Consider the following 23,853-nt stretch of genomic DNA (forward strand, 5'->3'; position numbering starts at 1 on the left):
AGGCGCCGTCTAGCGGCGCCCGTCAGAGTCAGACTTCCATGTTCCCGCCTGCCAAGGAGCACAGCTCAATGGGGTTGAGAATGGTCACTTCCTTGCCCTCGGCGGCAATCAGCTCGTTCTGCTGGAAGCGGCTAAATACCCTCGATACAGTTTCGACGGCCAAGCCTAGATAGTTGCCAATTTCATTGCGCGACATCGCTAGGCGGAAGTGATTGGCGGAAAAGCCTCGCGCTCGGAAGCGTGAGGATAGATTGATCAGGAAAGTGGCGATGCGCTCGTCCGCGGTCTTCTTCGATAGCAGCAGCATCATCTGCTGGTCGTCGCGGATCTCCCTGCTCATGACCCGCATCAGTTGGCGCCGCAGCTGAGGTAGTTGCAGGGCAAGCTCGTCCAAGCGCTCGAAGGGAATTTCGCAGACTGAGGTCGTTTCCAAAGCCTGTGCGGAAACCGGGCAGCTGTCGCTGTCCATGCCGGAAAGCCCCACAAGCTCGCTGGGCAGGTGAAAGCCGGTAATCTGCTCCTCGCCGCTGTCGCTGACGCTGAAGGTTTTGAGGGAGCCCGAGCGCACGGCGAATACCGAGCCAAAGGCATCGCCTTGGCGAAAGAGGAACTCGCCCTTCTTGATCGGCTTGCCACGCTTAACGATCTCATTCAGGGCATCGATATCCTCGAAGTTGAGCGAGATCGGTAGGCACAAGGCCGCCAGACTGCACTCCTGACAGCGGATATGATGCACGGGGCGTACCTTGGATTTATCCGACATAGGCAGCTTTCTCTTACTTGTGATGCGCTTTGCCGGAGGATAATACCCCAGGCTTTAGTCAACTGACAAAAGGTCTTAACCCGCAGAAGTCTTCATCTTCGGAGCGACGTATCGAAAGGCCTCTATATGGGCTCTCGATACGCTGCGATTCAGATAATACGGGAGAATCGTTGGCGATTGTGTTCGACCAGATAATAGTCGAAAAGCATGCAGATCGAGCGAACCAACAGGCGCCCAGCGGGCAGGACTTCAATACCTTGCGGCGTTAGAGCGATCAGGCCGTCGCGGGTCATGCTCTGCAGTTGGGGCCAGACGTCGGCGAAGTAGTCCCGAAAGATAATGCCGAACTGCTGCTCGATGCTGATGAAGTCCAGCTGGAAGTCGCAGATGAGCTTCTGGATGACCGCGCGGCGAATCCGGTCGTCGCCATTGCACTGCAGACCACGGGCGGTCGGCAGCTGATCGTTGTCGAGGCGACCCTGGTAGGTGTCGATGTCGCTCTCGTTCTGGCTGTAGAGATCGCCGATCTGGCTGATGGATGAAACGCCCAGCCCGATCAGGTCGCAATGACCGTGCGTGGTGTAGCCTTGGAAGTTGCGTTGCAGCCTGCCGTCCTCTTGGGCAATCGACAGCTCGTCATCGGGGAGGGCGAAGTGATCCATGCCGATGTACTGATAGCCGGCAGCTGCGAGTTGCTCGATGCTGTTGTGCAGCATGGCCAGCTTGTCGGCGGGTGCAGGCAGGTCGGCGGCACTGATTCGCCGCTGTGGCTTGAAACGCTCCGGCAGGTGGGCATAGTTGAACACCGATAGCCGGTCGGGTTGCAGGGCGATGATCTCCTCGACGGTACGGGCGAAGCTTTCCGGCGTCTGCTTGGGCAGACCGTAGATGAGGTCGACGTTGATCGAGCGGAAGCCCAGGGTCCGTGCGGCTTCGACGATAGCGCTGGTTTCCTCCAGGCTTTGCAAGCGGTTCACCGCGCGCTGGACTTCGGGGTCGAGGTCCTGCACGCCGAGGCTGATGCGGTTGAAGCCCAGCTCGCGGAGCAGTCCCATGGTCGACCAGTCCGCTTCGCGAGGATCGATCTCGATGCTGAAGTCACCCTTTTCGGCGAAGCTGAAACGCTGGCGCAGAAACTCCATCAATCGCCGTAGTTCGCCGTGGCTGAGGAAGGTCGGTGTGCCGCCGCCCAGATGCAACTGCTCGACCTGCTGTTGCGGGGACAGGTGGCGGCTGATTATGTCGATTTCCTTTTCCAGGCGCTCAAGATAGGGCAGGGCGCGGCCGCGATCCTTGGTAATGACCTTGTTGCAGGCACAGTAGTAGCAGACGTGGGCGCAGAACGGGATATGTACGTAGATCGACAGTGGACGTTTGCCTTGGCGGCTTTCGCGCAGGGCGTTGAGCAGCTTGAAAGAGCCCACGCCAGGCTGGAATTGCACTGCCGTGGGGTATGAAGTGTAGCGCGGACCTGCCTGATCGTAACGACGAATCAGGTTGGTATCCCATTTGATCGGAGCAGGCATAGGGGGATTCCGGTATGGGCAAGCTGTGGAACGAAGTCTAAAAGAACGCTGCCAGAAGGCTTGTTGATTTGCATCAAACGGGTTTGACAGTTCCTGCTCGCTCACTGAAAGACTGGGCTGGTGCCGACATCTGGCTGATTGCGCCATGATGGTGATGACCTGTCAGCCATTTCTGATGAGGCCCGGGAAGCGTCCAGAAACCGAACAGGATTATCAGCAGTCCTCCGGCAATGCGGACGTGCCGCTGCCGCAGCCAAGTGGTCAGGCGCTCGGCAGCTAAGCCGGTGGCGAGCAGCACCGGCCAGGTGCCGAGACCGAAGGCGAACATCAGCAGGGCGCTATCCAAGGCGCTGCCTTGGCTGGCCGCCCAGAGCAAGGTGCTGTAGACCAGCCCGCAAGGCAGCCATCCCCAGAGTGTGCCGAGCAGCAGCGCGTGAGACAAGCTGTCGACCGGCAGCAGGCGGGAGGCAACTGGTTGGATATATCGCCAGAGCCCTTGGCCGAGAGCCTCGAGTCGGGTCAGGCCGCTCCACCAGCCAGCCAGGTATAGGCCCATGGCGATTAGCAGCAGGGCTGCGGCGATGCGCAGTGCAATGGCTGCCGGGCTGTTGGCCACAGCCCAGCCGCCCAGGCCGATCAGCAGGCCGGCGGCAGCATAACTGAGGACTCGTCCGAGGTTGTAGGCGAGCAGCAAGCGCAAGCGACGGGCTCGCTGTTCGGGCGGGATCGCCAGCGTCAGGGCACCCATCAGGCCGCCGCACATGCCCAGGCAGTGCCCTCCACCGAGCAGACCCAGGATTATGGCCGAGAAAAGCAGCGGAAATTCAGGCACGGGGAGGTTCCTCGTCCGGCTTGGCGAGCTTTTCCGGATGCTTCACCTCGGCTAGCCCTGCTTGGTGCGAGGGGTCTTCGTCATCGAAGAGAATAGTGTGAGCCGGGCTGTCGAGGTCGTCGTACTGGCCGTTGTCGATAGCCCAGAAAAGCAGCCAGATGGCCAAGGCGACCACGATCACAGCGACTGGAATCATTACATAGAGCGCAGCCATGTCATGCTCCTGTTGTGCTGGCGGCTCAGATGCCGCGGGTCAGCCGCAAGGCGTTCAGGACCACCAGAAGAGAGCTCAGCGACATGCCAATCGCGGCCCAGAGGGGGTGACCCAGCCGAGTGCGGCGAAGGGTAGAATCAGGCCATTGTACAGGCCGGCCCAGGCCAGGTTCTCAATGATGATGCGGCGGGTGCGACGGGCGAGGGCGAAGGCTTGCACCAGCGTATCCAGCCGGTTTGAGAGCAGAACGGCATCGGCACTGGTCTTGGCCAGGTCGGTAGCCGACCCCATGGCCACGCTGATGTCCGCGCCGGCCAGCACTGGAACGTCGTTCACCCCATCGCCGAGCATCAGGACGCGGTGCCCTTCCGAGTGTAATTGTCTGAGCACCGTGAGCTTGGCGTCCGGTGTCAGGCCGCCGCGAGCATCGTCGATACCCAATTGCTTGGCCACTTCGGCAACCATTGGCGAGCTGTCGCCCGAGAGCAGCAGGGTTTGCCAGCCACGTGCGCGGCAGGTATCGAGCAGCATGGAGGCGTCTTCGCGCAGGCGGTCGTCGAGCACCAGCCAAGCCAGCGGTCCCTGCTGATCACCCAGCAGCAGCCACTGGCCTTGTTCGCCGGGGATGGGTGGCATCGGCTGGCCATAGAGCGTGGCGACGAAGGCGGGCTGGCCTATACGTAGAAGCCGGCCTTGTACGACTCCCTCTAGACCTTGCCCGGGAATGCAATCGACATGATCGGCGGCCTGAGGGGCTCGACCGAAAGCGCGAGCGATCGGGTGTTCGGAGCGGTTTTCCAAGGCAGCGGCCAGTGCTAGGCACGCATCGCTGTCCAGTTCACGTAGAGAATGTACAGCCTTCAGTGCCAAGCGTCCTTCGGTGAGGGTGCCGGTCTTGTCGAAGATGACCGTGTCGATGCCGTTCAGTCCTTCCAGTACGTGTCCGCGGGTCAGCAGCAGACCCAGTTTGTGCAGGCTGCCAGTGGCCGCAGTGAGGGCGGTAGGGGTAGCTAGTGATAGGGCACAGGGACAGGTAGCAACGAGCAGGGCGAGCATGACCCAGAAAGCTTGTTTCGTGTCGATCTGCCACCAGATGAGACCGACTACTATAGCTGCACCCAGCATGGCGAGCAGGAACCACTGTGCTACCCGGTCAGCCAGTTCGGCGAGCCGAGGCTTGTCGGCTTGGGCGCGCTCGAGCAGGCGCACGATCGCCGAGAGGCGGGTGTCGTCGCCCAAGGCTTGGACCTCAATGATCAGCGGTCCTTCCACATTTAAAGTCCCAGCTGTGACTGCGTCACCCGGGGCACGGGGTTGCGGCAGATATTCACCGGTCAGCAGGGACTCGTCGACGCTGGACTGCCCTTCGACGATACGGCCGTCGGCAGGCAATAAATGACCTGGGGGTACCAGCACGAGGTTGCCCAAGCTGAGTTCCCTGAGCAGAATGCGCTCGCTGTGTCCCTTGTCATCAAGGCGCAGACAGGAAGGGGGAGAAGATTGACGAGTTGGGCAGTGGCCACGGCGGTGCGTTCGCGGGCACGACGCTCGAGGAAGCGCCCGGCGAGGAGGAACAGGGCAAACATGCCGGCAGCATCGAAATAAAGCTCACCTTGGCCGGTCAGGGTCGACCAGATGCCGGCCGTATAGGCGCCGCCGATCGCCAAGCTGACGGAGACGTTCATAGTTAGGTGGCGTGTGCGCAGGTCGCGCCATGCCCCCTTGAAAAAGTCGACGCTACTGTAGAGAACGATCGGCGTGGTAAGAATCAGACTGACCCAGCGGAGGATCTTGTCCATCCCGGCCGAGAGGTCAAGATTGAATTCTGGCCACGTGGCCATGGTGGCCATCATCACTTGGAACCATAACAAGCCGGCGACTCCCAATTGCCTCAGTGCTCGGCGATTTTCGCGGGCTAGCTGTTCGGTGGCCCGATCCGGTTGATAGGGGTGGGCAGCGTAGCCAATTCGGCGCAGCGCTTCGAGCAGATGGCTCAGTGGCATCTCGCAGACATTCCAACGCACGTACAGACGGTGGTTCGACAGGTTGAGGCTGGCATCGGCAACGCCGCCCAAACTGCGCAAGTGTTTCTCGATCAGCCAACCGCAGGCGGCACAACTAACGCCCTCGATCAGCAGGCAGGTGCTAGCCAACTCGCCCTCGCGCTGGACGAAAGGCTGCTGTACATCTGCACGGTCGTAGAGGGCCAACTCCTCGTTCAGTGCCTGGGGCAAAGCCTCCGGATTGGCGGCAGCCTCGCTACGATGTCTGTAGTAACTCTCTAGACCGCCGGCGACAATCGCTTCGGCTACGGCCTTACAGCCGGGGCAGCACATTACGCGGGACTCGCCCAGTACGCGAGCCTGGAAGTGGCTGCCGATAGGAACCGGCAGGCCGCAGTGATAGCAGGGGGTGAGGCTGGCCATGGGAATGCCGAAGTGCGGGGTGAGTATGATTGAAACCTAGACAGGTCGACGGCGGGGACTGCCGTTGACTGCCTTAGTTGCCCAGTTCGAGGGGAGCGCCGGATTCGAGTTGCTCTTCCTCGAACAGGCGCCAGTCATTTCCGCCCTCCTGGCCCAAAATCTCGACGAAGCGGCGCCCCTGCGCCACGTCCTGCATCTGTCCCCGATAGAAGCCGTCGGCTTGTGGCTGCAGCACGACACGGCGATCTTTTTCCACTTGGGTCGGCGAGATCAAGTTGAGCACCAGTTGCTGGGGGCGGCTGTTGCCCATCAATTGGATCTCGGCGATACCATTCTCCTCATGGAGCACGAGCCGGGCTCGCATACCCAAGCGACGAGCGAGATGCTCCCGCTCTAGCGAGGTGTTGATGCCCTTGCCGGCATCATAGTAGTTATCCACTACTAGACTGTCCGCCTCGCGGATGGAAATCACCAGCAGGCTGACTCCCAGCACTACTGAGCAGAGAAGGATCGCAATGACGAACCAAGCCCAGAACTGCTTATACCAGCGGCTGCTTTCAATGTCGGTCGGGCGCATGCATTACCTTGGCTAGCGGACGCTGGGGCCGATGAAGCGGCTTTCGGCGTCTTGTTGAATACTCGGGTCGTCAGCGGACTGTATCCTGAAAACGATGTCATTGGTGCTCGCAGGCAGCTTCTCTGGATTGATGGACAACTCCACGGGAATCGACAAGATTTCCCCAGCGCTGGCTTGCACCTCGCGCTGCCCCTCATAAATCAGGCCATCGAGGCCTTTAGCATCAATCATGAAAGTAAGGTCGCGCTGAGCCTTGTTCATGACCTTCAGGATATAGACGTTTTCGATGCGACCATCGGTATTTTCGCGATAAAGCACCCGATCTTTTAGCACGTCCAGTTCGACCAGGGAGCGGTTGGATACGGCGTATCCGAACAGGCTCGACATGGCGATCAGTGCAATGGCATAGCCGATCAGGCGCGGGCGTAGCAGACGGCTCTTCTCGCCGGATAGCTGGTGTTCGGTGGTATAGCTGATTAAGCCCTTCGGATAGTTCATCTTTTCCATAATGGAGTCGCAGGCGTCGATGCAGGCAGCACAGCCGATGCATTCGAACTGCAGGCCATCACGAATATCGATTCCGGTGGGGCACACTTGAACACACATAGTGCAGTCGATGCAGTCGCCCAGGCCCTGAGCCTTGTAGTCGATGCCTTTTTTACGCGGTCCACGTTTTTCGCCACGGTCTGGATCGTAGGAGACGATCAATGTGTCTTTGTCGAACATCACGCTTTGAAAGCGCGCATAGGGGCACATATAGACACATACCTGCTCCCGGAGAAAGCCTGCGTTACCATAAGTGGCCAGTGTGAAGAAGCCAATCCAGAACAGAGCCCAGCCTCCGACATCAAGGCTCAGCAGATCGGGTACCAGTTGGCGAATGGGGGTGAAGTAGCCGACGAAGGTAATGGCGGTGAGCAGGGCGATCCCCAGCCAGATGCCATGCTTGGCCATCTTGCGGAGGATTTTCTGACCGCTCATCGGGGCTTTGTCCAGCTTCATGCGCTGGTTACGGTCTCCTTCAGTGACCTTTTCCGCCCACATATAGACCCAAGTGAAGACGCTTTGCGGGCAGGTGTAGCCGCACCAAACGCGCCCGGCGAAAACGGTGACGAAGAATAAACCGAAGGCGCAGATGATTAGCAGCCAGGACAGGAGCATGAAGTCCTGTGGCCAAAAGGTGGCGCCAAAGATGTAGAACTTGCGCTCCGGCAGGTCCCACCAGACGGCCTGGCGGCCATCCCAGTTCAACCAAGCGGTGCCGAAGAAGAGAAGAAAGAGTGCTAGGCCGCCGACACGCCGCAGGTTGCGGTACAGGCCGGTGAAGGCGCGGGTGTAGATTTTTTCACGTTGGATGTAAAGATCGACATTGTCGCTGTCTTTGTCCGCTGGGGTGATATCTCGGACGGGAATTTGCTCGCTCATCAATGCTTACCACGGCGTTTGAGGGTGATCCGGCCGATACAGGATCGGCCGCAATCAGTTTACCTTTTGGTAGATTGTAGACTTGGCAACTCGAATGCAGGTGCGACCCCTGGTCGCGCCTGCAGGCGATCATTTCTCCGTGGCTTTGCTCGACAGGCTGTATACGTACGCAGCTACCAGATGGGCCTTGTCGTTACCCAAGAACTCCTTATGAGATGGCATGTTGCCATTTCGTCCGTGACGTAGGGTCTGCTGAACTTGGGCGAAGCTGGAGCCGTAAAGCCATACGCGGTCGGTCAAGTTGGGAGCGCCCATGGCATGGGTTCCTGTGCCTTCGGGGCCATGGCAGACCACGCAGTTGGTCTGGAAGATCTTCTGGCCTTCAGCAAGGTTGACTTCGACGCCTTCCGGGGCTTTGAGATCGGCAAGGCTGCGTACATACGCAGCAGTGTTCTTGATCCCTTCTTCGCCAATCACGTCCTTCCAAGCCGGCATGGCTGCCTTGCGGCCCTCCATGATGCTGGTCTTGATGGTTTCCGGCTCGCCACCGTACAGCCAGTCGTTATCGGTCAGGTTGGGGAAGCCGTAGGCACCTTTGGCGTCGGAGCCATGGCATACGGAACAGGTGGAGGCAAAGATGCGACCGCCCATCTTCAGCGCCTGCGCGTCCTTGGCTACTTCCTCGATCGGCATGTTCGCGTATTTCTGGAACAGCGGGCCGTATTGCTCGTCGGCCTTGGCCACCTCCTTGCGATACTGGTTCACACCGGTCCAGCCTTCCTCGTAGCCGGGCAGCACCCCCTTCCAGTTGCCTAGCCCCGGATAGAGGATCAGATAGCCAACGGCGAAGATCACGGTGCCAAGAAACAGCCAGAACCACCACTTGGGCAGCGGATTGTCATATTCCTCGATGCCATCAAAGGAATGTCCCATGGTCTGGTCGGTGCTGCCTTTGCGCTCGCCCTTGCGAGTCGCAAAAAGTAACCAGGTAACGGCGACGATGGTCCCGAGAGTCAGCAGGGTGATGTACGAACTCCAGAATGAAGTCAAAGAAGTCATTCGTTCTTGCTCCTAGAAGCTTTTTCGTCACGCTTTCCGGATTCGGGCTCGTCCGCAAAGGGCAGGTTGGCGGCCTCGTCAAAGCTCTTTTTGCGTTTGCTGCTGAAAACCCAGATCAGCATTCCCACGAAGGCGACTAGTACCAGAGCGGTACCCAGTCCGCGAAGAGTCCCGATATCCATGATGCGTTACCGTTTGGTTTTGATGGAGGTGCCGAGAACCTGGAGATAGGCCACCAGAGCGTCCATTTCAGTCTTGCCCTTGACCGACTCCCGGGCACCGGCGAGATCTTCGTCGGTGTAGGGCACGCCGAGGGTGCGCATGGCCTCCATCTTGTCGGCAGTCTTCTCGCCAGTCAGCTTGTGTTCGACCAGCCAGGGATAAGCGGGCATCTTCGACTCCGGCACCACGTTGCGCGGGTTGTACAGGTGCGCGCGGTGCCAGTCGTCGGAGTAGCGGCCGCCTACGCGGGCCAGGTCGGGGCCGGTACGCTTGGAGCCCCACAGGAACGGGTGGTCCCAGACGCTCTCACCGGCAACCGAGTAGTGACCATAGCGCTCGGTTTCGGCACGGAACGGGCGAACCATCTGCGAGTGGCAGCTGACGCAGCCTTCCTTGATATAGATGTCGCGCCCTTCCAGTTGCAGGGCGGTATAAGGCTTCATGCCCTCCACCGGCTCGTTGACGACGTCCTGGAAGAACAGCGGAACGATCTGGGTCAGGCCGCCGATACTGACAGCGGCGACCATGAACAGGCCCAGCAGGCCAATGTTCTTTTCGAGTACTTCGTGCTTCATTAGTGGGCAACCTCAACGATTCGGGCAGCGGCTTCGTATTCAGTCGACTTGGCGACGCGCACGGTACGCCAGGTGTTGTAGGCCATCAGCAGCATGCCGACGACGAAGAAGGCGCCGCCGATCATCCGCACGATGAAGCCGGGGTGGCTGGCTTCCAGTGCCTCGACAAAGGAGTAGGTCAGGGTGCCGTCCTGGTTCACGGCGCGCCACATCAGGCCCTGGGTGATGCCGTTGACCCACATGGAGGCGATGTACAGCACGGTGCCGATTGTGGCCAGCCAGAAGTGCGCGTTGATCAGGTTGACGCTGTGCATCTGCTCGCGGCCGAAGACCTTCGGAATCAGGTGGTACAGCGAGCCGATAGACACCATGGCGACCCAGCCGAGGGCGCCGGCATGAACGTGGCCGATGGTCCAGTCGGTGTAGTGGGACAGGGCGTTGACGGTCTTGATCGCCATCATCGGGCCTTCGAAGGTGGACATGCCATAGAAGGCCAGGGAAACCACCAGGAAGCGCAGGATCGGGTCGTTGCGCAGCTTATGCCAGGCGCCCGAGAGGGTCATCATGCCGTTGATCATGCCACCCCAGCTCGGAGCCAGCAGGATGACCGACATTACCATGCCGAGCGACTGTGCCCAGTCCGGCAGCGCGGTGTAGTGCAAATGGTGCGGGCCGGCCCAGATATAGAGGGTGATCAACGCCCAGAAGTGGACGATGGAGAGGCGGTAGGAGTAGACCGGACGCTCGGCCTGTTTGGGCACGAAGTAGTACATCATGCCGAGGAAGCCGGTGGTCAGGAAGAAGCCCACGGCGTTGTGGCCGTACCACCATTGCACCATGGCATCGGTAGCGCCGGAATAGAGAGAGTAGGACTTGAACCAGGAAACCGGCAGCTCCATGTTGTTGATGATGTGCAACATGGCGGTGACGAGAATGAACGCTCCGTAGAACCAGTTGCCTACATAGATATGCTTGGTCTTGCGCTTGATGACGGTGCCGAAGAAAACCACCGCGTAAGTGACCCAGACCACGGCGATTAGAATGTCGATCGGCCATTCCAGCTCGGCATATTCCTTGCTGCTGGTTACGCCCAAGGGCAGGGTAACCACGGCCAGCACGATCACGGCCTGCCAGCCCCAGAAGGTAAAGGCGGCCAGACTGTCGGAGATCAGGCGCGTGTGACAGGTGCGTTGCACCACGTAATAGGAGGTGGCGAACAGGGCACAACCGCCGAAGGCAAAGATTACCGCATTGGTATGCAGCGGTCGCAGGCGGCCGAAGCTGGTCCACGGCAGGTTAAGGTTCAGTTCCGGCCACACTAGCTGTGCGGCAATGAGGACCCCAAGTCCCATTCCGATGACCCCCCAGATCACCGTCATGATGGCGAACTGGCGGACCACCTTATAGTTATAAGCAGTCTGACTCGATGCTGTGCTCATGCTTAAGGTTTCCACGGTTAATGGAGGTTTTTGGAAGCAAAAAACGGCAGTGACTATGCTCAACGGTGCGAGCTACGACAACGCACGAGCCGTCGTGATCTGCGTTAAAAAGAGGCCTAGCAGCAAAAACTCGACCCTATTTGCGGCCAGGCCCGACCAAGGCGGTCTCTTCAAGAGGGACGCCGGGTCAATACATCATTATCTCAAAATTATTTTGGAAAGTTTAGATAGTGGAGCTCCGATCAAAGGATTGGGTGTGCCGGATATCGGGGCGCACTTCGAGAGGCATCTGTGCCTCTTGAGCGGGCTATATGTCATGTTCAGGCTTCATCAGAAAAAAGGGGTGTTTTAAAGCAGGGGAAGGATGGTGAATGGCTAAAGGGTCTGTATTGACGTAGATCAATGCTCGCAGGGCGCTAATGGGATTGGCGAGCGGTTGTGGAGTGGTCCGCCGCCAGCCATGTTGCATACCTATCTGATTTTAGCTCACAGTGCGGGAGCTCTGATAAATGACAAATTCATGGCGGGCATGGCCGAGCGTCTTGCTGTTCGCGGGTTACCCATAGGGCGTTTCCAATTCCCTTAACGGGATAGCGCGGCGGCAAGGGCTGGCGGGTGTTCTCCCGATCCAGGGGGGGCGTCTACTGGATTTCTGGTCAATACTTATTCCCTGTTGCGCCAGCAAATATCCACGGTCTTGTCGATCGGTGGTAAACCCGTGGGTTGACGCATAGCTAGTCTACTGGTGGAAGAGCTATAGGCTCATGCGCTCGTTTGCCTGGGTTATCCCTTTTTATTCTGCGGGCAAAATGAATAGCTCCAGAATGGCTCATCTGGCGGGGACCGGAGCGCCGACCCTGACCGTTTAAGAGGATACGAGGTCATGAATAAGTGGAATTGTAGTGAGAAACTACCTCTTATCTGCGGCGATGTGCGTGCACTGATTGGTCTTGGCTGGCCATGACTCAAAGCTGCTCAGAAAGCCAGGTTTCACTTATAAGTAGCATGTTGCTGTAGTTGCAGATGTCATTGTGAAGTTTTGACGATCTTTGAGTTGGTGTGTCTGATGTCGTTTTGATATTTACTGTTGGTGTTTTTGATTTTTCCGGCTGTTCGCCTATCGCCTACAAGGAAGGGCTTATGGCCATGTGCTATGTATGGGAATTGTCTGGCCATCATTTTTGATTAGGTTTAAGATTTCGCTTGGGTAACTTCGTCGCTATGATAAGTTGCCTGGCCTTTCTATTTTAGGAGCTTTAGCCGGGTAGCTGTTGAGTGATGAAGAGGCAAGTGCTGGTATTTTGATGGCACCTGGTCGCACGGGGGCTTACCGTGCATAGTCAAATTAAGAGCTATCGATGCCTGGCATGAGGTATGGCTAGACCAATTAGTGGCTATCTTGGATTGACTATCGTTTTTTCAAGCCCACTGGTTAGCTTTGTGGCAATCTGATACTAATTTGTGTCTCTTTCGGTGTTGGCACGAGAAAGGTTGAAGTGGAGTGCGGCACAAAAGTCCATACCTGTTGATGTAAGGCAGGAATTGGGTTCCATTTTGGTAAAATAATGAATTCGTATATTTAGTTTTTAATAGATGTTTGTTTTTGAATAAAGGCGGTGCGAGCCTGATTTGTATGTCCTGTCCCGTCTTGCATGCGACCACCGTTTTGGCGGCTAGTTGCAATAGAAGCGATTGGGCATTTTTGTTATTTTTATACGTTGTACGCTTTTGATCGCTCCGCCTTGACAGCTCAATGTTTTGGTTTGCGATGGACAAGAGTGCTAGTACGAATTGGCTGATGAGCACTTGCTGGTTCTGGCAACTGTTGAGGGGGTATCCCCTCGCTTTGTAACTGCTCCTCTGCAAGATAATTGAGGGTTGTCTTCTCATCTGCAGGGTAGTCGGTCGAACGGATTCGCTGCTGTCCTGGTTCAACCAGGCGGCATGCACAACGACGCTAAGGAGGCGCTATGGATTGGCATTCAATCCTCAGGAAGAAGGTGTGTGGTGTAGTCCCTGTCACGAGCCTGGCTTGCTGCTGGCTGCTGCTCAATGCGATCGCAGCGGAGGGCGGGCGCCCAACTGTAACCAACAGTCTTGCAAAGCAGCATAGAAGTGCCAGGCTCGTCAATGTCGACTTGCTTGGTACTATTAACGGAGATCGGCAGTGGGCAGTCGATCCGCACTGGGGGGGAGCAGCGTTTAGCGGGATTGCCGGGCAGCCAGTACAGCCCCTCAAACAGAGTGCTCTCAAGCCGGCACAGCAATCGATTGCTCGTCTCAAGGGAGCACCCGTCTGGCGTTTCTAAGAGGGTGACTCGCCGATCAACTGCCGCAGCACATGCTGCAGGATGCCCCCGGCCTTGAAGTACTCGACTTCATTGGCCGTGTCGATGCGGCATAGCACCGTAAAGCTAATGCGCGTCCCATCCAGGCGCTCGACTTCCACCGTCAGCGATTGATGCGGTTTCAGCTGGTTTCCCGACAAGCCGCGAATGAACAGTTTCTCCGAGCCGTTCAGGCCTAGGCTGTGGCGCGTTGTGCCTTCGCCAAACTGCAGCGCCAGCACACCCATGCCGATCAGGTTGGAGCGGTGGATACGCTCGAAGCTCTCGGCGATCACTGCCTTCACGCCGAGCAGATTAGTGCCCTTGGCCGCCCAGTCACGGCTCGAGCCGGTGCCGTATTCCTTGCCGGCAATCACTACCAATGGCACGCCTTCAGCCTGGTAGCGCATGGCCGCATCGTAGATGGACAACTTTTCTCCGCCCGGTTGATGCAGGGTGTTGCCGCCTTCCTCTCCTCCCAGTATCTCGTTGCGGATACGGATATTGGCGAACGTGCCGCGCATCATTACTTCGTGATTGCCGCGCCGCGAACCGTAGGAATTGAAGTCGATCGGTTGCACTCCGAGTTGTTGCAGGTAGAGGCCGGCAGGAGAGGTGGGCTTAATACTGCCGGCCGGCGAAATATGATCGGTGGTGATGGAGTCGCCGAACAGCGCCAGAATACGGGCGTTCTCGATGTCGTGAAGAGGCGGTCGGGGCTGGCCAGCGCTTTCGAAGAAAGGCGGATTGCGTACATAGGTGGATCGCGCGTCCCACTGATAAGTGGTGCCCGCACCAATCGGAATGGCCTGCCAGGTGGCATCGCCACTGAATACGTCGGCGTAGCGCCTGCGGAACATCGTCTTGTCGAGCTGACTGACCGCAGTGGCGATTTCCTCGCTGCTCGGCCAGATGTCCCGTAGATAAACCGGTCGGCCTTGGTCGTCGAGGCCGACCGGTTCGCGGGTCAGATCGGTACGTGTGGTGCCTGCCAGGGCGAAGGCCACCACCAGCGGCGGCGAGGCCAGCCAGTTGGCTTTGACCAGGGGGTGCACGCGGCCCTCGAAGTTGCGGTTACCGGACAGTACCGAGGAAACGATCAGATCGTTGCCGGTGATCACTTGGCCGATGGCCTCCGGCAGAGGACCGGAATTGCCGATGCAGGTGGTACAGCCATAGCCGACCAGGTTGAAGCCGAGCTGATCGAGATAAGGCGTGAGGCCGGCCTTCGCCAAATAATCGGTGACTACCTTGGAGCCCGGTGCCAGCGAACTCTTCACCCAAGGCTGACGCCGGAGGCCGCGCTCGACCGCCTTTTTTGCCAGCAGCCCGGCGGCCATCAGCACGCTGGGGTTGGACGTGTTGGTGCAGGAGGTGATGGCGGCGATCACCACGTCGCCATGGTGCAGGCTGCAACTGCCGTCGCCGATCGGAAAGGCTCTGTCGAGTTCGGCCTTGCGTCCGCCGAGGTCCAGCAGGAGGTCGAACTGGACGCGCATATCCTCCAGGGCGACCCGGTCCTGCGGGCGCTTGGGGCCGGCCAGGGATGGGCGGACCTCGCCCAGGTCGAGCGCCAGGGTAGTGGTGAAGGCGGGCTCCGGTGCCTGGGTGTCATGCCACAAGCCCTGGGCCTTGCAATAGGCCTCCACCAGGGCGATGCGCCGCTCGTCGCGGCCGCTCAGGCGCAGATAGTCGAGGGTCACTTGGTCGACCGGGAAGAAGCCGCAGGTGGCGCCATACTCCGGAGCCATGTTGGCGATGGTGGCCCGGTCGGCCAGCGCCAGGCTGTCCAGGCCGGGACCGTAGAACTCGACGAACCTGCCCACCACCCCGTGCTTGCGCAGGATCTGCGTGACGGTGAGCACCAGGTCGGTGGCGGTGACGCCTTCGTTCAACTGGCCGTTGAGGCGGAAGCCGACCACCTCGGGGATCAGCATCGATACCGGCTGGCCGAGCATCGCCGCCTCCGCCTCGATGCCGCCGACGCCCCAGCCGAGCACACCGAGGCCGTTGATCATGGTGGTATGCGAGTCGGTGCCGACCAGAGTGTCCGGATAGGCCCAGAGTTCGCCGTCTTCCTCACGGCTCCAGACTACCTGGGCCAGGTATTCCAGGTTGACCTGGTGACAGATACCGGTGCCCGGCGGCACCACGCGGAAATTGGCGAAGGCCTGCTGGCCCCAACGCAGGAAGGCATAGCGCTCGCCATTGCGTACCATCTCCAAGGCGACGTTGTCGGCGAAGGCGCTCGGATCGGCGAAGCGGTCGACCGTTACCGAATGGTCGATCACCAGGTCGACCGGAGAAAGCGGGTTGATTCGCTGCGGATCGGCGCCGGCCCTGGACACGGCATCGCGCATGGCGGCCAGGTCGACCACCGCGGGCACGCCGGTGAAGTCCTGCATCAGCACCCGTGCCGGGCGGAAGGCGATCTCCCGCTCGGAGCTGCGTGTCTCGAGCCATCCGGCCAGCGCGGCGAGGTCGTCGGCGCGCACGCTGACGCCGTCCTCTCCGCGCAGCAGGTTCTCCAGCAGTACCTTGAGCGAGACTGGCAGACGGCTGATGTCGCCCAGGCGTTTCGCCGCTTCGGGCAGACTGAAATAGTGGTAGGTCTGGCCGTCCACCTCCAGGCTGCGGCGGCAGTTCAGGCTATCCAGGGAAGGCATGGGGTTTCTCCGGGAGTGTTCGGCAGAGCAGGCTCTTGAGGGACTAGTGTTCCAAGCTAGTTCCGTCGGCTGGGACTCGCCACTCGAGGGGACTGCCGGACAGGCTCGAAGTCGCCGAATTGGCTATCATGCGCGGCCCCGAAGGCGATGGGGTTTCTCGAGGAAGAATGCCGATCATGAACAGCCTGTTGTTGCATTGCCGTCCCGGTTTCGAAGGCGAGGTCTGCGCCGAGATCGGCGAACACGCCGGGCGCCTGGGCGTGGCCGGCTATGCCAAGGCCAAGCCGAACAGTGCCCATGCCGAGTTCGTCTGCAGCGAGCCGGGCGGCGCCGAGCGACTGATGGGTGGGCTGCGCTTTGCCGCGCTGATCTTTCCCCGCCAGTGGGCGCGCGGCGATTTCGTCGAGCTGCCGGAGAGCGAGCGCATCGGCGTCCTGCTCGAGCGCCTGGCCGATTATCCGGTCTGCGGCAGCCTCTGGCTGGAGGTGCTGGACAGCAACGAAGGCAAGGAGCTGTCGACCTTCTGCCGCAAGTTCGAGGTGCCGCTGCGCAAAGCGCTGCTCAAGGCCGGCCGGCTGCTGGACGATCCGCGCAAGCCGCGCCTGCTGCTGACCTTCAAGAGCGGTCGCGAAGTTTTCCTCGGGTTGGCCGAGCCGGACAACTCAGCCGCCTGGCCGATGGGCATCCCACGCTTGAAGTTCCCCGCGAGGCGCCGAGCCGCTCGACCCTCAAGCTGGAGGAGGCCTGGCACCAGTTCATTCCGCGCGAAACCTGGGACCTGCGCCTGGCGCCGGGGATGACCGCCGTGGACCTCGGCGCCGCACCCGGCGGCTGGACCTGGCAATTGGTCAACCGGCACATGAAGGTGACGGCGGTGGACAACGGGCCGATGGCACCGAGCCTGATGGACTCCGGGCTGGTCGAGCACGTTCGCGCCGATGGCTTCGTTTTCCGACCGCGCCGCCCGGTCGACTGGATGGTCTGCGACATCGTCGAGAAACCCGCCCGCACGGCCGCACTGATCGAAACCTGGCTCGGCGAGGGCCTCTGCCGCGAGGCGGTGGTCAACCTCAAGCTGCCGATGAAGCAACGTCATGCCGAAGTGCGCCGTCTGCTGGAGCGCATCGACGATGGCCTGGCTGTGCGTGGCGTGAAGGCGTCCGTCGCCTGTCGGCAGCTCTATCACGATCGCGAGGAAGTGACCTGCCACCTGCGCCGGCTGTAGTCCCACGGCGTGACCCGGGCCGCTGCTTCGGCGACAATGTCCCCACCGGTTTTCTGGAGTTAGCCATGTCCCAGCCCGATCCTGCCAGCCTGGCCGTCGACGCAATTCTCGACGCCACCGGCCTCAACTGTCCCGAGCCGGTGATGCTGTTGCACAACAAGGTTCGCGACCTGGCGGCCGGCGGCCTGCTCAAGGTGATCGCCACCGATCCCTCGACCCGCCGCGACATCCCCAAGTTCTGCATCTTCCTCGGCCATGAGCTGCTCGGACAGCAGGAGGAGGGCGGAACCTATCTGTACTGGATCCGCAAGAAGGTGGAGTAAGCGGCCTGCCGGGGGTGCCGGATCGTCCGCAAAAGTCCGGCATGGGTATGCCGCTTCTGTGCATCCGTTGTGGATTTCGCCACGTGGCCGGTCGATCCGTCCGAGGTGTCCGCTATCGTGGCGATGCGTGGTCATGGAACCCCGCGCTTAACGACACAAGGAGTGCACCCATGCGCAAGAACCCGTTTTCCTCCCTCCTGTTTGCCCTGCTGGCCAGCGTTTCCGTCGCCGTCTCGGCTGCCGAACCGCCCAAGGCCGAAGTCGCCAAGCCCGTCGTGGCCCAGCCTGCACAGTCCGCCCAGGCTGTTCAGGCGACTGCTGCTGTGGTCAAGGTCAATCTCAACACTGCCGATGCGGCAACGCTCGAGCGCGATTTGCTGGGGATTGGCGCCATCAAGGCCCAGGCCATCGTCGACTACCGCCAGGCCCACGGGTCGTTCGCCTCGGTGGACGAGTTGCTGGAGGTCAAGGGAATCGGCACTGCCACACTGGACAAGAATCGTGATCGCCTGAGCGTCAACTGATTCCGGTGCTGCAGGGGAGGCCGGTCTTGCGACCGGCCTTTTTGTACAGCCGATTCCGCGGATCGGCTCGTCGCCGGAAAATGTCACCGATCCCCGGAGTAGTTGACTTTCCTTTCTCTATCAGTAGGATACGCATCGTTGTTCCGCGATAGCTCAGTCGGTAGAGCAAGTGACTGTTAATCACTGGGTCCCTGGTTCGAGTCCAGGTCGCGGAGCCAGATCGAAAAAAGGCCTGATCGCAAGATCAGGCCTTTTTGCTTTTCCGGACAGCAGCTTGCTCCGACGGCTCTCGGCTGGAGAGCCGTCGGGTCAGGGTCAGAGCACCTGGGCGATCGCCTGGGTGACGCTGGCGATGTTGCGCTGGTTCAGGGCGGCGACGCAGATGCGGCCGGTGGCGACGGCATAGATGCCGAACTCGCTGCGCAGCCGCTCCACCTGCTCGGCGCTGAGCCCGGAGTAGGAGAACATGCCGCGCTGCTGGGCGACGAAGCCGAAGTCGCGCTTGGCGCCCTGGGCGGCCAGCTGCTCGACCATGGCCTGGCGCATGCTCTGGATGCGCCAGCGCATCTCGGCCAACTCGGCTTCCCACAGGGCACGCAGCTCCGGGCTGTTGAGCACGCCGGACACCACGCTGGCGCCGTGGGTCGGCGGGTTCGAGTAGTTGGTGCGGATCACCCGCTTGACCTGCGACAGTACGCGCGCGGCTTCGTCCCTGGAGGCGGTGACGATGGACAGGGCGCCGACGCGCTCGCCGTAGAGGGAGAAGGACTTGGAGAAGGAGCTGGAAACGAAGAACTCCAGGCCCGACTCGGCGAACAGGCGCACCGCGGCGGCATCCTCCTCGATGCCGTCGCCGAAGCCCTGGTAGGCGATGTCGAGGAAGGGCACGTGGCCGCGTTCGCGGATCGCTTCCAGCACCTGCTTCCAATCGTCGGCGGACAGGTCGACGCCGGTGGGGTTGTGGCAGCAGGCGTGCAGCAGCACGATGGAGCCGGCCGGCAGGGCCTTGATGTCCTCCAGCATGCCGGCGCGGTTCAGGCCGTGGCTGGCGGCGTCGTAATAGCGGTAGCTCTGCACGCGGAAGCCGGCGGACTCGAACAGGGCGCGGTGGTTCTCCCAGCTCGGATCGCTGATGGCAACCACGGCGTCCGGCCGCAGGCGCTTGAGGAAGTCGGCGCCGACCTTCAGCGCGCCGGTGCCGCCCAGGGCTTGCGCAGTGACCACGCGGCCGTCGGCGAGCAACGCCGAGTCGTTGCCGAACAGCAGCTTCTGCACGGCCTGGTCGTAGACGCCGATGCCCTCGATCGGCAGGTAGCCGCGCGGCGCATGGGCGGCGATGCGGGCCTTCTCGGCCTCCTCGACGGCACGCAGCAGGGGAATTCGACCTTCTTCGTTGTAGTAGACGCCGACGCCGAGGTTGACCTTGGTCGGACGGGTATCGGCATTGAATGCTTCGGTGAGGCCAAGGATCGGGTCACGCGGTGCCATTTCTACGGCAGAGAACAGGCTCATGGTCGAGGTGCTCGAAGAAGAAGAGGGTGAAGGGCAAGGTTACAACCCCCACGCAGGGCAAAGTGCCGTCGACCGGGGAGGGGCGGCGGTGCGCGCAGGGGAGTGCAGAATCGGGGCGCTAGTATAGCGGCCATGTCTGCCGCCTGCGATATGCTGTCAAGAGTTTTCTGTCAACCATTTGTCGAAGGCGGAGCTGCCGCCGGGGTTCGTGCCGATCCCCTCGGCGGTACCGTTCGCCCGCAACGCCGAGAGAGGTTTTCCATGTCCGAATTCCAGCTGGTGACCCGTTTCCAGCCCGCCGGCGATCAGCCCGAGGCGATCCGCCAGATGGTCGAGGGCCTGGAGGCCGGCCTGTCGCACCAGACCCTGCTGGGGGTGACCGGCTCCGGCAAGACCTTCAGCATCGCCAACGTGATCGCCAAGGTGCAGCGCCCGGCCCTGGTGCTGGCGCCCAACAAGACCCTGGCGGCGCAGCTCTACGGCGAGTTCAAGAGCTTCTTCCCGCACAACGCGGTGGAGTACTTCGTTTCCTATTACGACTACTACCAGCCGGAAGCCTACGTGCCGTCTTCCGACACCTACATCGAGAAGGACGCCTCGATCAACGACCACATCGAGCAGATGCGCCTGTCGGCGACCAAGGCACTGCTGGAGCGGCCGGATGCAATCATCGTTGCCACCGTCTCGTCGATCTACGGCCTGGGCGATCCGGCCAGCTACCTGAAGATGGTGCTGCACATCGACCGCGGCGACAAACTCGACCAGCGCGTCCTGCTGCGCCGCCTGGCCGATCTGCAGTACACCCGCAACGACATGGACTTCGCCCGCGCCACCTTCCGCGTGCGCGGCGACGTGATCGACATCTACCCGGCCGAATCCGAGCTGGAAGCGATCCGCATCGAGCTGTTCGACGACGAGGTGGAGAGCCTGGCCGCCTTCGACCCCTTGACCGGCGAGGTGATCCGCAAGCTGCCGCGCTTCACCTTCTATCCCAAGAGCCACTACGTCACCCCGCGCGAGACGCTGCTGGAGGCGGTGGAGCAGATCAAGGCCGAACTCAAGGACCGTCTGGAGTACCTGCGCGAGCACGGCAAGTTGGTCGAGGCGCAGCGCCTGGAGCAGCGCACCCGCTTCGACCTGGAGATGATCCTCGAACTGGGCTACTGCAACGGCATCGAGAACTACTCCCGCTACCTCTCCGGGCGTGCCCCGGGCGAGGCGCCGCCGACCCTCTACGACTACCTGCCGGACAACGCACTGATGGTGATCGACGAGTCCCACGTCACCGTCCCGCAGGTCGGCGCCATGTACAAGGGCGACCGCTCGCGCAAGGAGACCCTGGTGGAGTACGGCTTCCGCCTGCCCTCGGCGCTGGACAACCGGCCGATGCGCTTCGACGAGTGGGAACGCATCAGCCCGCAGACCATCTTCGTCTCGGCGACCCCCGGCCCCTACGAGGCCGAGCACGCCGGGCGGACCATCGAGCAGGTGGTGCGGCCCACCGGGCTGGTCGATCCCCAGCTGGAAGTGCGTCCGGCCACCACCCAGGTGGACGACCTGCTCTCGGAGATCCGCAAGCGCGTCGCCGCCGAGGAGCGCGTGCTGGTCACCACCCTGACCAAGCGCATGGCCGAGGACCTCACCGACTACCTGGGCGACCACGACGTGCGGGTGCGCTACCTGCACTCGGACATCGACACCGTCGAACGGGTGGAGATCATCCGCGACCTGCGCAGCGGCGCCTTCGACGTGCTGGTGGGCATCAACCTGCTGCGCGAGGGCCTGGACATGCCCGAGGTGTCGCTGGTGGCGATCCTCGATGCCGACAAGGAGGGCTTCCTGCGCAGCGAACGCTCGCTGATCCAGACCATCGGCCGCGCCGCGCGCAACCTCAACGGCAAGGCGATCCTCTATGCCGACAACATCACCGGCTCGATGCAGCGCGCCATCGACGAGACCGAGCGGCGCCGGGCCAAGCAGATCGCCTTCAACGAGGCCCGCGGTATCGTGCCCAGAGGCGTCAAGAAGGACATCCAGGACATCCTCGAAGGCGCCGTGGTGCCTGGTGCGCGTAGCCGCAAGCGCGTGGCCAGGGCCGCGGAGGAGAGCGGCCAGTATGCCGCCGAGCTGCGTTCGCCGAGCGAGATCAACAAGCGCATCCGCCAGCTCGAGGAGAAGATGTACGCCCTGGCCCGCGATCTGGAGTTCGAGGCTGCGGCGCAGCTGCGTGACGAGATCCAGGCGCTGCGCGAAAAGCTGCTGCAGGTCTGATGCAGGAAGGCTCCAGCGCTCGGCCATGTGCCCGGCTGGAGCCCCCGGCTTCGCCCCTGCTAACATTCGCGCCCTTCATCCTTCTGTTCGTCCCTCTGTCCGGGAGCCTGCATGACTACCGTCCGTACCCGCATCGCGCCGTCGCCCACCGGCGATCCGCACGTCGGCACCGCCTACATCGCCCTGTTCAACCTGTGCTTCGCCCGTCAGCACGGCGGCCAGTTCATCCTGCGCATCGAGGATACCGACCAGCTGCGCTCGACCCGCGAGTCGGAGCAGCAGATCTACGATGCCCTGCGCTGGCTGGGCATCGAATGGGACGAGGGCCCGGACGTCGGCGGTCCGCACGGCCCGTATCGGCAGAGCGAGCGCGGCGCGATCTACAAGAAGTACTCGGACGAACTGGTCGCCAAGGGCCACGCCTTCCCCTGTTTCTGCAGCGCCGAGCGGCTCGACGAGGTGCGTGCGCAGCAGATGGCCAACAAGGAAACCCCGCGCTACGACGGCCACTGCATGCACCTGGCGCCGGAAGAGGCGCAGCGCCGCATTGCCGCCGGCGAGTCCCACGTAGTGCGCATGAAAGTGCCGAGCGAAGGCGTCTGCACGGTGCCGGACCTGCTGCGCGGCGACGTGGAGATCCCTTGGGACCGCATGGACATGCAGGTGCTGATGAAGGCCGACGGCCTGCCCACCTACTTCCTCGCCAACGTGGTCGACGACCACCTGATGGGCATCACCCACGTGCTGCGCGGCGAGGAGTGGCTGCCCTCGGCGCCCAAGCTGATCAAGCTCTACGAGTACTTCGGCTGGGAGCAGCCCAAGCTGGTGTACATGCCGCTGCTGCGCAATCCGGACAAGAGCAAGCTGTCCAAGCGCAAGAACCCCACCTCGATCACCTTCTACCAGCGCATGGGCTTTTTGCCCGAGGCGATGCTCAACTACCTGGGCCGCATGGGCTGGTCGATGCCCGACGAGCGCGAGAAGTTCACCCTGGCGGAGATGATTGAGCACTTCGACATCCAGCGCGTGTCCCTCGGCGGGCCGATCTTCGACATGGAGAAGCTTTCCTGGCTGAACGGCCAGTGGCTGCGCGAGCTGCCGGTCGAGGCCTTCGCCGTCGAAGTGCAGAAGTGGGCGTTCAACCCCGAATACCTGATGCAGATCGCTCCGCACGTGCAGGGCCGGGTGGAGACCTTCAGCCAAATCGCCCCGCTGGCCGGCTTCTTCTTCGCCGGCGGCGTGCCGCTGGACGCCAGGCTGTTCGAGCACAAGAGGCTTTCGCCCAACCAGGTCCGCCAACTGCTGCAACTGATCCTCTGGAAGCTGGAAGCCCTGCGCCAGTGGAACAAGGACAACATCACCGCGATCATCCAGAAGACCAGCGAGCACCTCGGCTACAAGCTGCGCGACGCCATGCCGCTGATCTTCCCGGCGATCACCGGCCAGGCCAGCTCGGTGTCGGTGCTCGACGCCATGGAGATCCTCGGCGCCGACCTGACCCGCTTCCGCCTGCGCCAGGCCATCGAGCTGCTCGGCGGCGTGTCGAAGAAAGAGAACAAGGAGTGGGAGAAGCTGCTGGGCGAGATCGCCTAAAGCTAGTGTCACCTCAACGCTCAATGGACGGATAAAGCCGAGGCAGCTTGATCCGGGCATCCGGGGTAGTGAACTGCCAGTTACCCGGATGCCGAGGTTGTTGCGGTAGCGCCGCTTCCACTCCTTCCTCCATGCAGCAGGTATGTCCTTTCCGATTCGTTCAGGAGGGCTCGGTACCGAACACCGCCACCTGGATGTCCAGCTCGACCAGGGCGGCGAGGCCGTCGATGGATTTACGGAAGTCGACGGGCTTGGGGTACAGGTAAAGTTTTTCGACCTTGGCGTCGGGTCGCATCATGATGGCTGGCTCCAGAAAGAAATCGGGAGCAGAGCATCGGCGGGCCTTTACCTCGG

At 61.3% G+C, this 23,853-nt stretch carries 17 protein-coding genes, 1 tRNA gene and 2 pseudogenes; 6 read left to right on the forward strand and 14 right to left on the reverse strand.

What is annotated here, in order from left to right; genetic code table 11:
- Positions 1–28: 28 nt before the first annotated feature.
- The 12 genes and pseudogenes from fnr to acnA form a co-directional block, all read right to left on the reverse strand.
- Positions 29–763, reverse strand: coding sequence for a fumarate/nitrate reduction transcriptional regulator Fnr (fnr, locus tag Atro_RS21295; protein WP_497925603.1), 735 nt, complete (start codon positions 761–763; stop codon positions 29–31).
- Positions 764–912: 149 nt separating this feature from the next.
- Positions 913–2,289 carry an oxygen-independent coproporphyrinogen III oxidase gene (gene hemN, locus Atro_RS21300; RefSeq protein ID WP_497927724.1) on the reverse strand — a complete coding sequence of 459 codons (1,377 nt, stop codon included), beginning with the start codon at positions 2,287–2,289 and terminating at the stop codon, positions 913–915.
- A 73-nt stretch (positions 2,290–2,362) separates the two neighbouring features.
- Positions 2,363–3,121, reverse strand: coding sequence for a sulfite exporter TauE/SafE family protein (locus Atro_RS21305; RefSeq protein WP_497925605.1), 759 nt, complete (start codon positions 3,119–3,121; stop codon positions 2,363–2,365).
- A complete protein-coding gene (gene ccoS, locus Atro_RS21310; protein ID WP_497925607.1) occupies positions 3,114–3,335 on the reverse strand; it encodes a cbb3-type cytochrome oxidase assembly protein CcoS in 222 nt (73 codons plus the stop codon). The genes Atro_RS21305 and ccoS overlap by 8 nt, the downstream gene beginning before the upstream one ends.
- Before the next feature lie 25 nt (positions 3,336–3,360).
- Positions 3,361–5,761: pseudogene (locus Atro_RS21315) on the reverse strand (heavy metal translocating P-type ATPase).
- Between the two features lie 73 nt (positions 5,762–5,834).
- On the reverse strand, positions 5,835–6,338 hold the full coding sequence (locus Atro_RS21320; RefSeq protein ID WP_497925609.1) for a FixH family protein: 504 nt from the start codon (positions 6,336–6,338) through the stop codon (positions 5,835–5,837).
- 12 nt (positions 6,339–6,350) lie between these two features.
- Entirely contained in the window at positions 6,351–7,763 is a 1,413-nt protein-coding gene (gene ccoG / locus Atro_RS21325; RefSeq protein ID WP_497925611.1) for a cytochrome c oxidase accessory protein CcoG, read from the reverse strand.
- A 129-nt stretch (positions 7,764–7,892) separates the two neighbouring features.
- The gene (gene ccoP, locus Atro_RS21330) at positions 7,893–8,813 is read right to left on the reverse strand and encodes a cytochrome-c oxidase, cbb3-type subunit III (RefSeq protein ID WP_497927725.1); all 921 of its coding nucleotides are present in this window, start codon (positions 8,811–8,813) and stop codon (positions 7,893–7,895) included.
- A 5-nt stretch (positions 8,814–8,818) separates the two neighbouring features.
- The gene (locus tag Atro_RS21335; protein ID WP_497925613.1) at positions 8,819–9,004 is read right to left on the reverse strand and encodes a cbb3-type cytochrome oxidase subunit 3; all 186 of its coding nucleotides are present in this window, start codon (positions 9,002–9,004) and stop codon (positions 8,819–8,821) included.
- Between the two features lie 6 nt (positions 9,005–9,010).
- Entirely contained in the window at positions 9,011–9,619 is a 609-nt protein-coding gene (gene ccoO, locus Atro_RS21340) for a cytochrome-c oxidase, cbb3-type subunit II (protein ID WP_497925615.1), read from the reverse strand.
- Entirely contained in the window at positions 9,619–11,058 is a 1,440-nt protein-coding gene (ccoN, locus tag Atro_RS21345; RefSeq protein WP_497925617.1) for a cytochrome-c oxidase, cbb3-type subunit I, read from the reverse strand. Before ccoN ends, ccoO begins: the two co-directional genes overlap by 1 nt.
- A 2,305-nt stretch (positions 11,059–13,363) precedes the next feature.
- Positions 13,364–16,051, reverse strand: coding sequence for an aconitate hydratase AcnA (acnA, locus tag Atro_RS21350; protein ID WP_497925619.1), 2,688 nt, complete (start codon positions 16,049–16,051; stop codon positions 13,364–13,366).
- Positions 16,052–16,227: 176 nt separating this feature from the next.
- On the opposite strand from acnA, the pseudogene rlmM reads away from it, so the two are divergent.
- The 4 genes and pseudogenes from rlmM to Atro_RS21370 all read left to right on the forward strand — a co-directional run bounded on the left by rlmM (position 16,228) and on the right by Atro_RS21370 (position 18,341).
- Positions 16,228–17,276 (forward strand): annotated as a pseudogene (rlmM, locus tag Atro_RS21355) (23S rRNA (cytidine(2498)-2'-O)-methyltransferase RlmM).
- Between the two features lie 65 nt (positions 17,277–17,341).
- A complete protein-coding gene (tusA, locus tag Atro_RS21360) occupies positions 17,342–17,599 on the forward strand; it encodes a sulfurtransferase TusA (protein WP_497925621.1) in 258 nt (85 codons plus the stop codon).
- Between the two features lie 170 nt (positions 17,600–17,769).
- On the forward strand, positions 17,770–18,123 hold the full coding sequence (locus tag Atro_RS21365; protein ID WP_497925623.1) for a ComEA family DNA-binding protein: 354 nt from the start codon (positions 17,770–17,772) through the stop codon (positions 18,121–18,123).
- 142 nt (positions 18,124–18,265) lie between these two features.
- Positions 18,266–18,341: transfer RNA gene (locus Atro_RS21370), tRNA-Asn, on the forward strand.
- A gap of 97 nt (positions 18,342–18,438) precedes the next feature.
- On the opposite strand, the gene Atro_RS21375 is transcribed toward Atro_RS21370, so the two are convergent.
- Positions 18,439–19,635: an amino acid aminotransferase gene (locus Atro_RS21375; RefSeq protein ID WP_497925625.1), complete on the reverse strand. Its 1,197-nt coding sequence runs from the start codon at positions 19,633–19,635 to the stop codon at positions 18,439–18,441.
- A gap of 261 nt (positions 19,636–19,896) precedes the next feature.
- On the opposite strand from Atro_RS21375, the gene uvrB reads away from it, so the two are divergent.
- Complete coding sequence (gene uvrB / locus Atro_RS21380) at positions 19,897–21,906, forward strand: excinuclease ABC subunit UvrB (RefSeq protein WP_497925627.1); 2,010 nt, start codon at positions 19,897–19,899, stop codon at positions 21,904–21,906.
- Between the two features lie 111 nt (positions 21,907–22,017).
- Positions 22,018–23,499 carry a glutamate--tRNA ligase gene (gene gltX / locus Atro_RS21385; protein WP_497925629.1) on the forward strand — a complete coding sequence of 494 codons (1,482 nt, stop codon included), beginning with the start codon at positions 22,018–22,020 and terminating at the stop codon, positions 23,497–23,499.
- Positions 23,500–23,659: 160 nt separating this feature from the next.
- Here the strand turns inward: gltX and tnpB are convergent, their stop codons facing one another.
- Positions 23,660–23,797: an IS66 family insertion sequence element accessory protein TnpB gene (tnpB, locus tag Atro_RS21390; RefSeq protein WP_497925631.1), complete on the reverse strand. Its 138-nt coding sequence runs from the start codon at positions 23,795–23,797 to the stop codon at positions 23,660–23,662.
- Positions 23,798–23,853 lie beyond the last annotated feature (56 nt).

The sequence above is a fragment of the Azotobacter tropicalis genome (genome assembly GCF_059739045.1).

Bases quoted from the DNA above. Each gene is read 5' to 3' on its own strand.
- fnr (WP_497925603.1), bottom strand. From the start codon at position 763: ATGTCGGATAAATCCAAGGTACGCCCCGTGCATCATATCCGCTGTCAG.
- hemN (WP_497927724.1), bottom strand. From the start codon at position 2,289: ATGCCTGCTCCGATCAAATGGGATACCAACCTGATTCGTCGTTACGAT.
- ccoS (WP_497925607.1), bottom strand. From the start codon at position 3,335: ATGGCTGCGCTCTATGTAATGATTCCAGTCGCTGTGATCGTGGTCGCC.
- Atro_RS21320 (WP_497925609.1), bottom strand. From the start codon at position 6,338: ATGCGCCCGACCGACATTGAAAGCAGCCGCTGGTATAAGCAGTTCTGG.
- ccoG (WP_497925611.1), bottom strand. From the start codon at position 7,763: ATGAGCGAGCAAATTCCCGTCCGAGATATCACCCCAGCGGACAAAGAC.
- Atro_RS21335 (WP_497925613.1), bottom strand. From the start codon at position 9,004: ATGGATATCGGGACTCTTCGCGGACTGGGTACCGCTCTGGTACTAGTC.
- ccoO (WP_497925615.1), bottom strand. From the start codon at position 9,619: ATGAAGCACGAAGTACTCGAAAAGAACATTGGCCTGCTGGGCCTGTTC.
- ccoN (WP_497925617.1), bottom strand. From the start codon at position 11,058: ATGAGCACAGCATCGAGTCAGACTGCTTATAACTATAAGGTGGTCCGC.
- acnA (WP_497925619.1), bottom strand. From the start codon at position 16,051: ATGCCTTCCCTGGATAGCCTGAACTGCCGCCGCAGCCTGGAGGTGGAC.
- tusA (WP_497925621.1), top strand. From the start codon at position 17,342: ATGTCCCAGCCCGATCCTGCCAGCCTGGCCGTCGACGCAATTCTCGAC.
- Atro_RS21365 (WP_497925623.1), top strand. From the start codon at position 17,770: ATGCGCAAGAACCCGTTTTCCTCCCTCCTGTTTGCCCTGCTGGCCAGC.
- Atro_RS21375 (WP_497925625.1), bottom strand. From the start codon at position 19,635: ATGAGCCTGTTCTCTGCCGTAGAAATGGCACCGCGTGACCCGATCCTT.
- uvrB (WP_497925627.1), top strand. From the start codon at position 19,897: ATGTCCGAATTCCAGCTGGTGACCCGTTTCCAGCCCGCCGGCGATCAG.
- gltX (WP_497925629.1), top strand. From the start codon at position 22,018: ATGACTACCGTCCGTACCCGCATCGCGCCGTCGCCCACCGGCGATCCG.
- tnpB (WP_497925631.1), bottom strand. From the start codon at position 23,797: ATGATGCGACCCGACGCCAAGGTCGAAAAACTTTACCTGTACCCCAAG.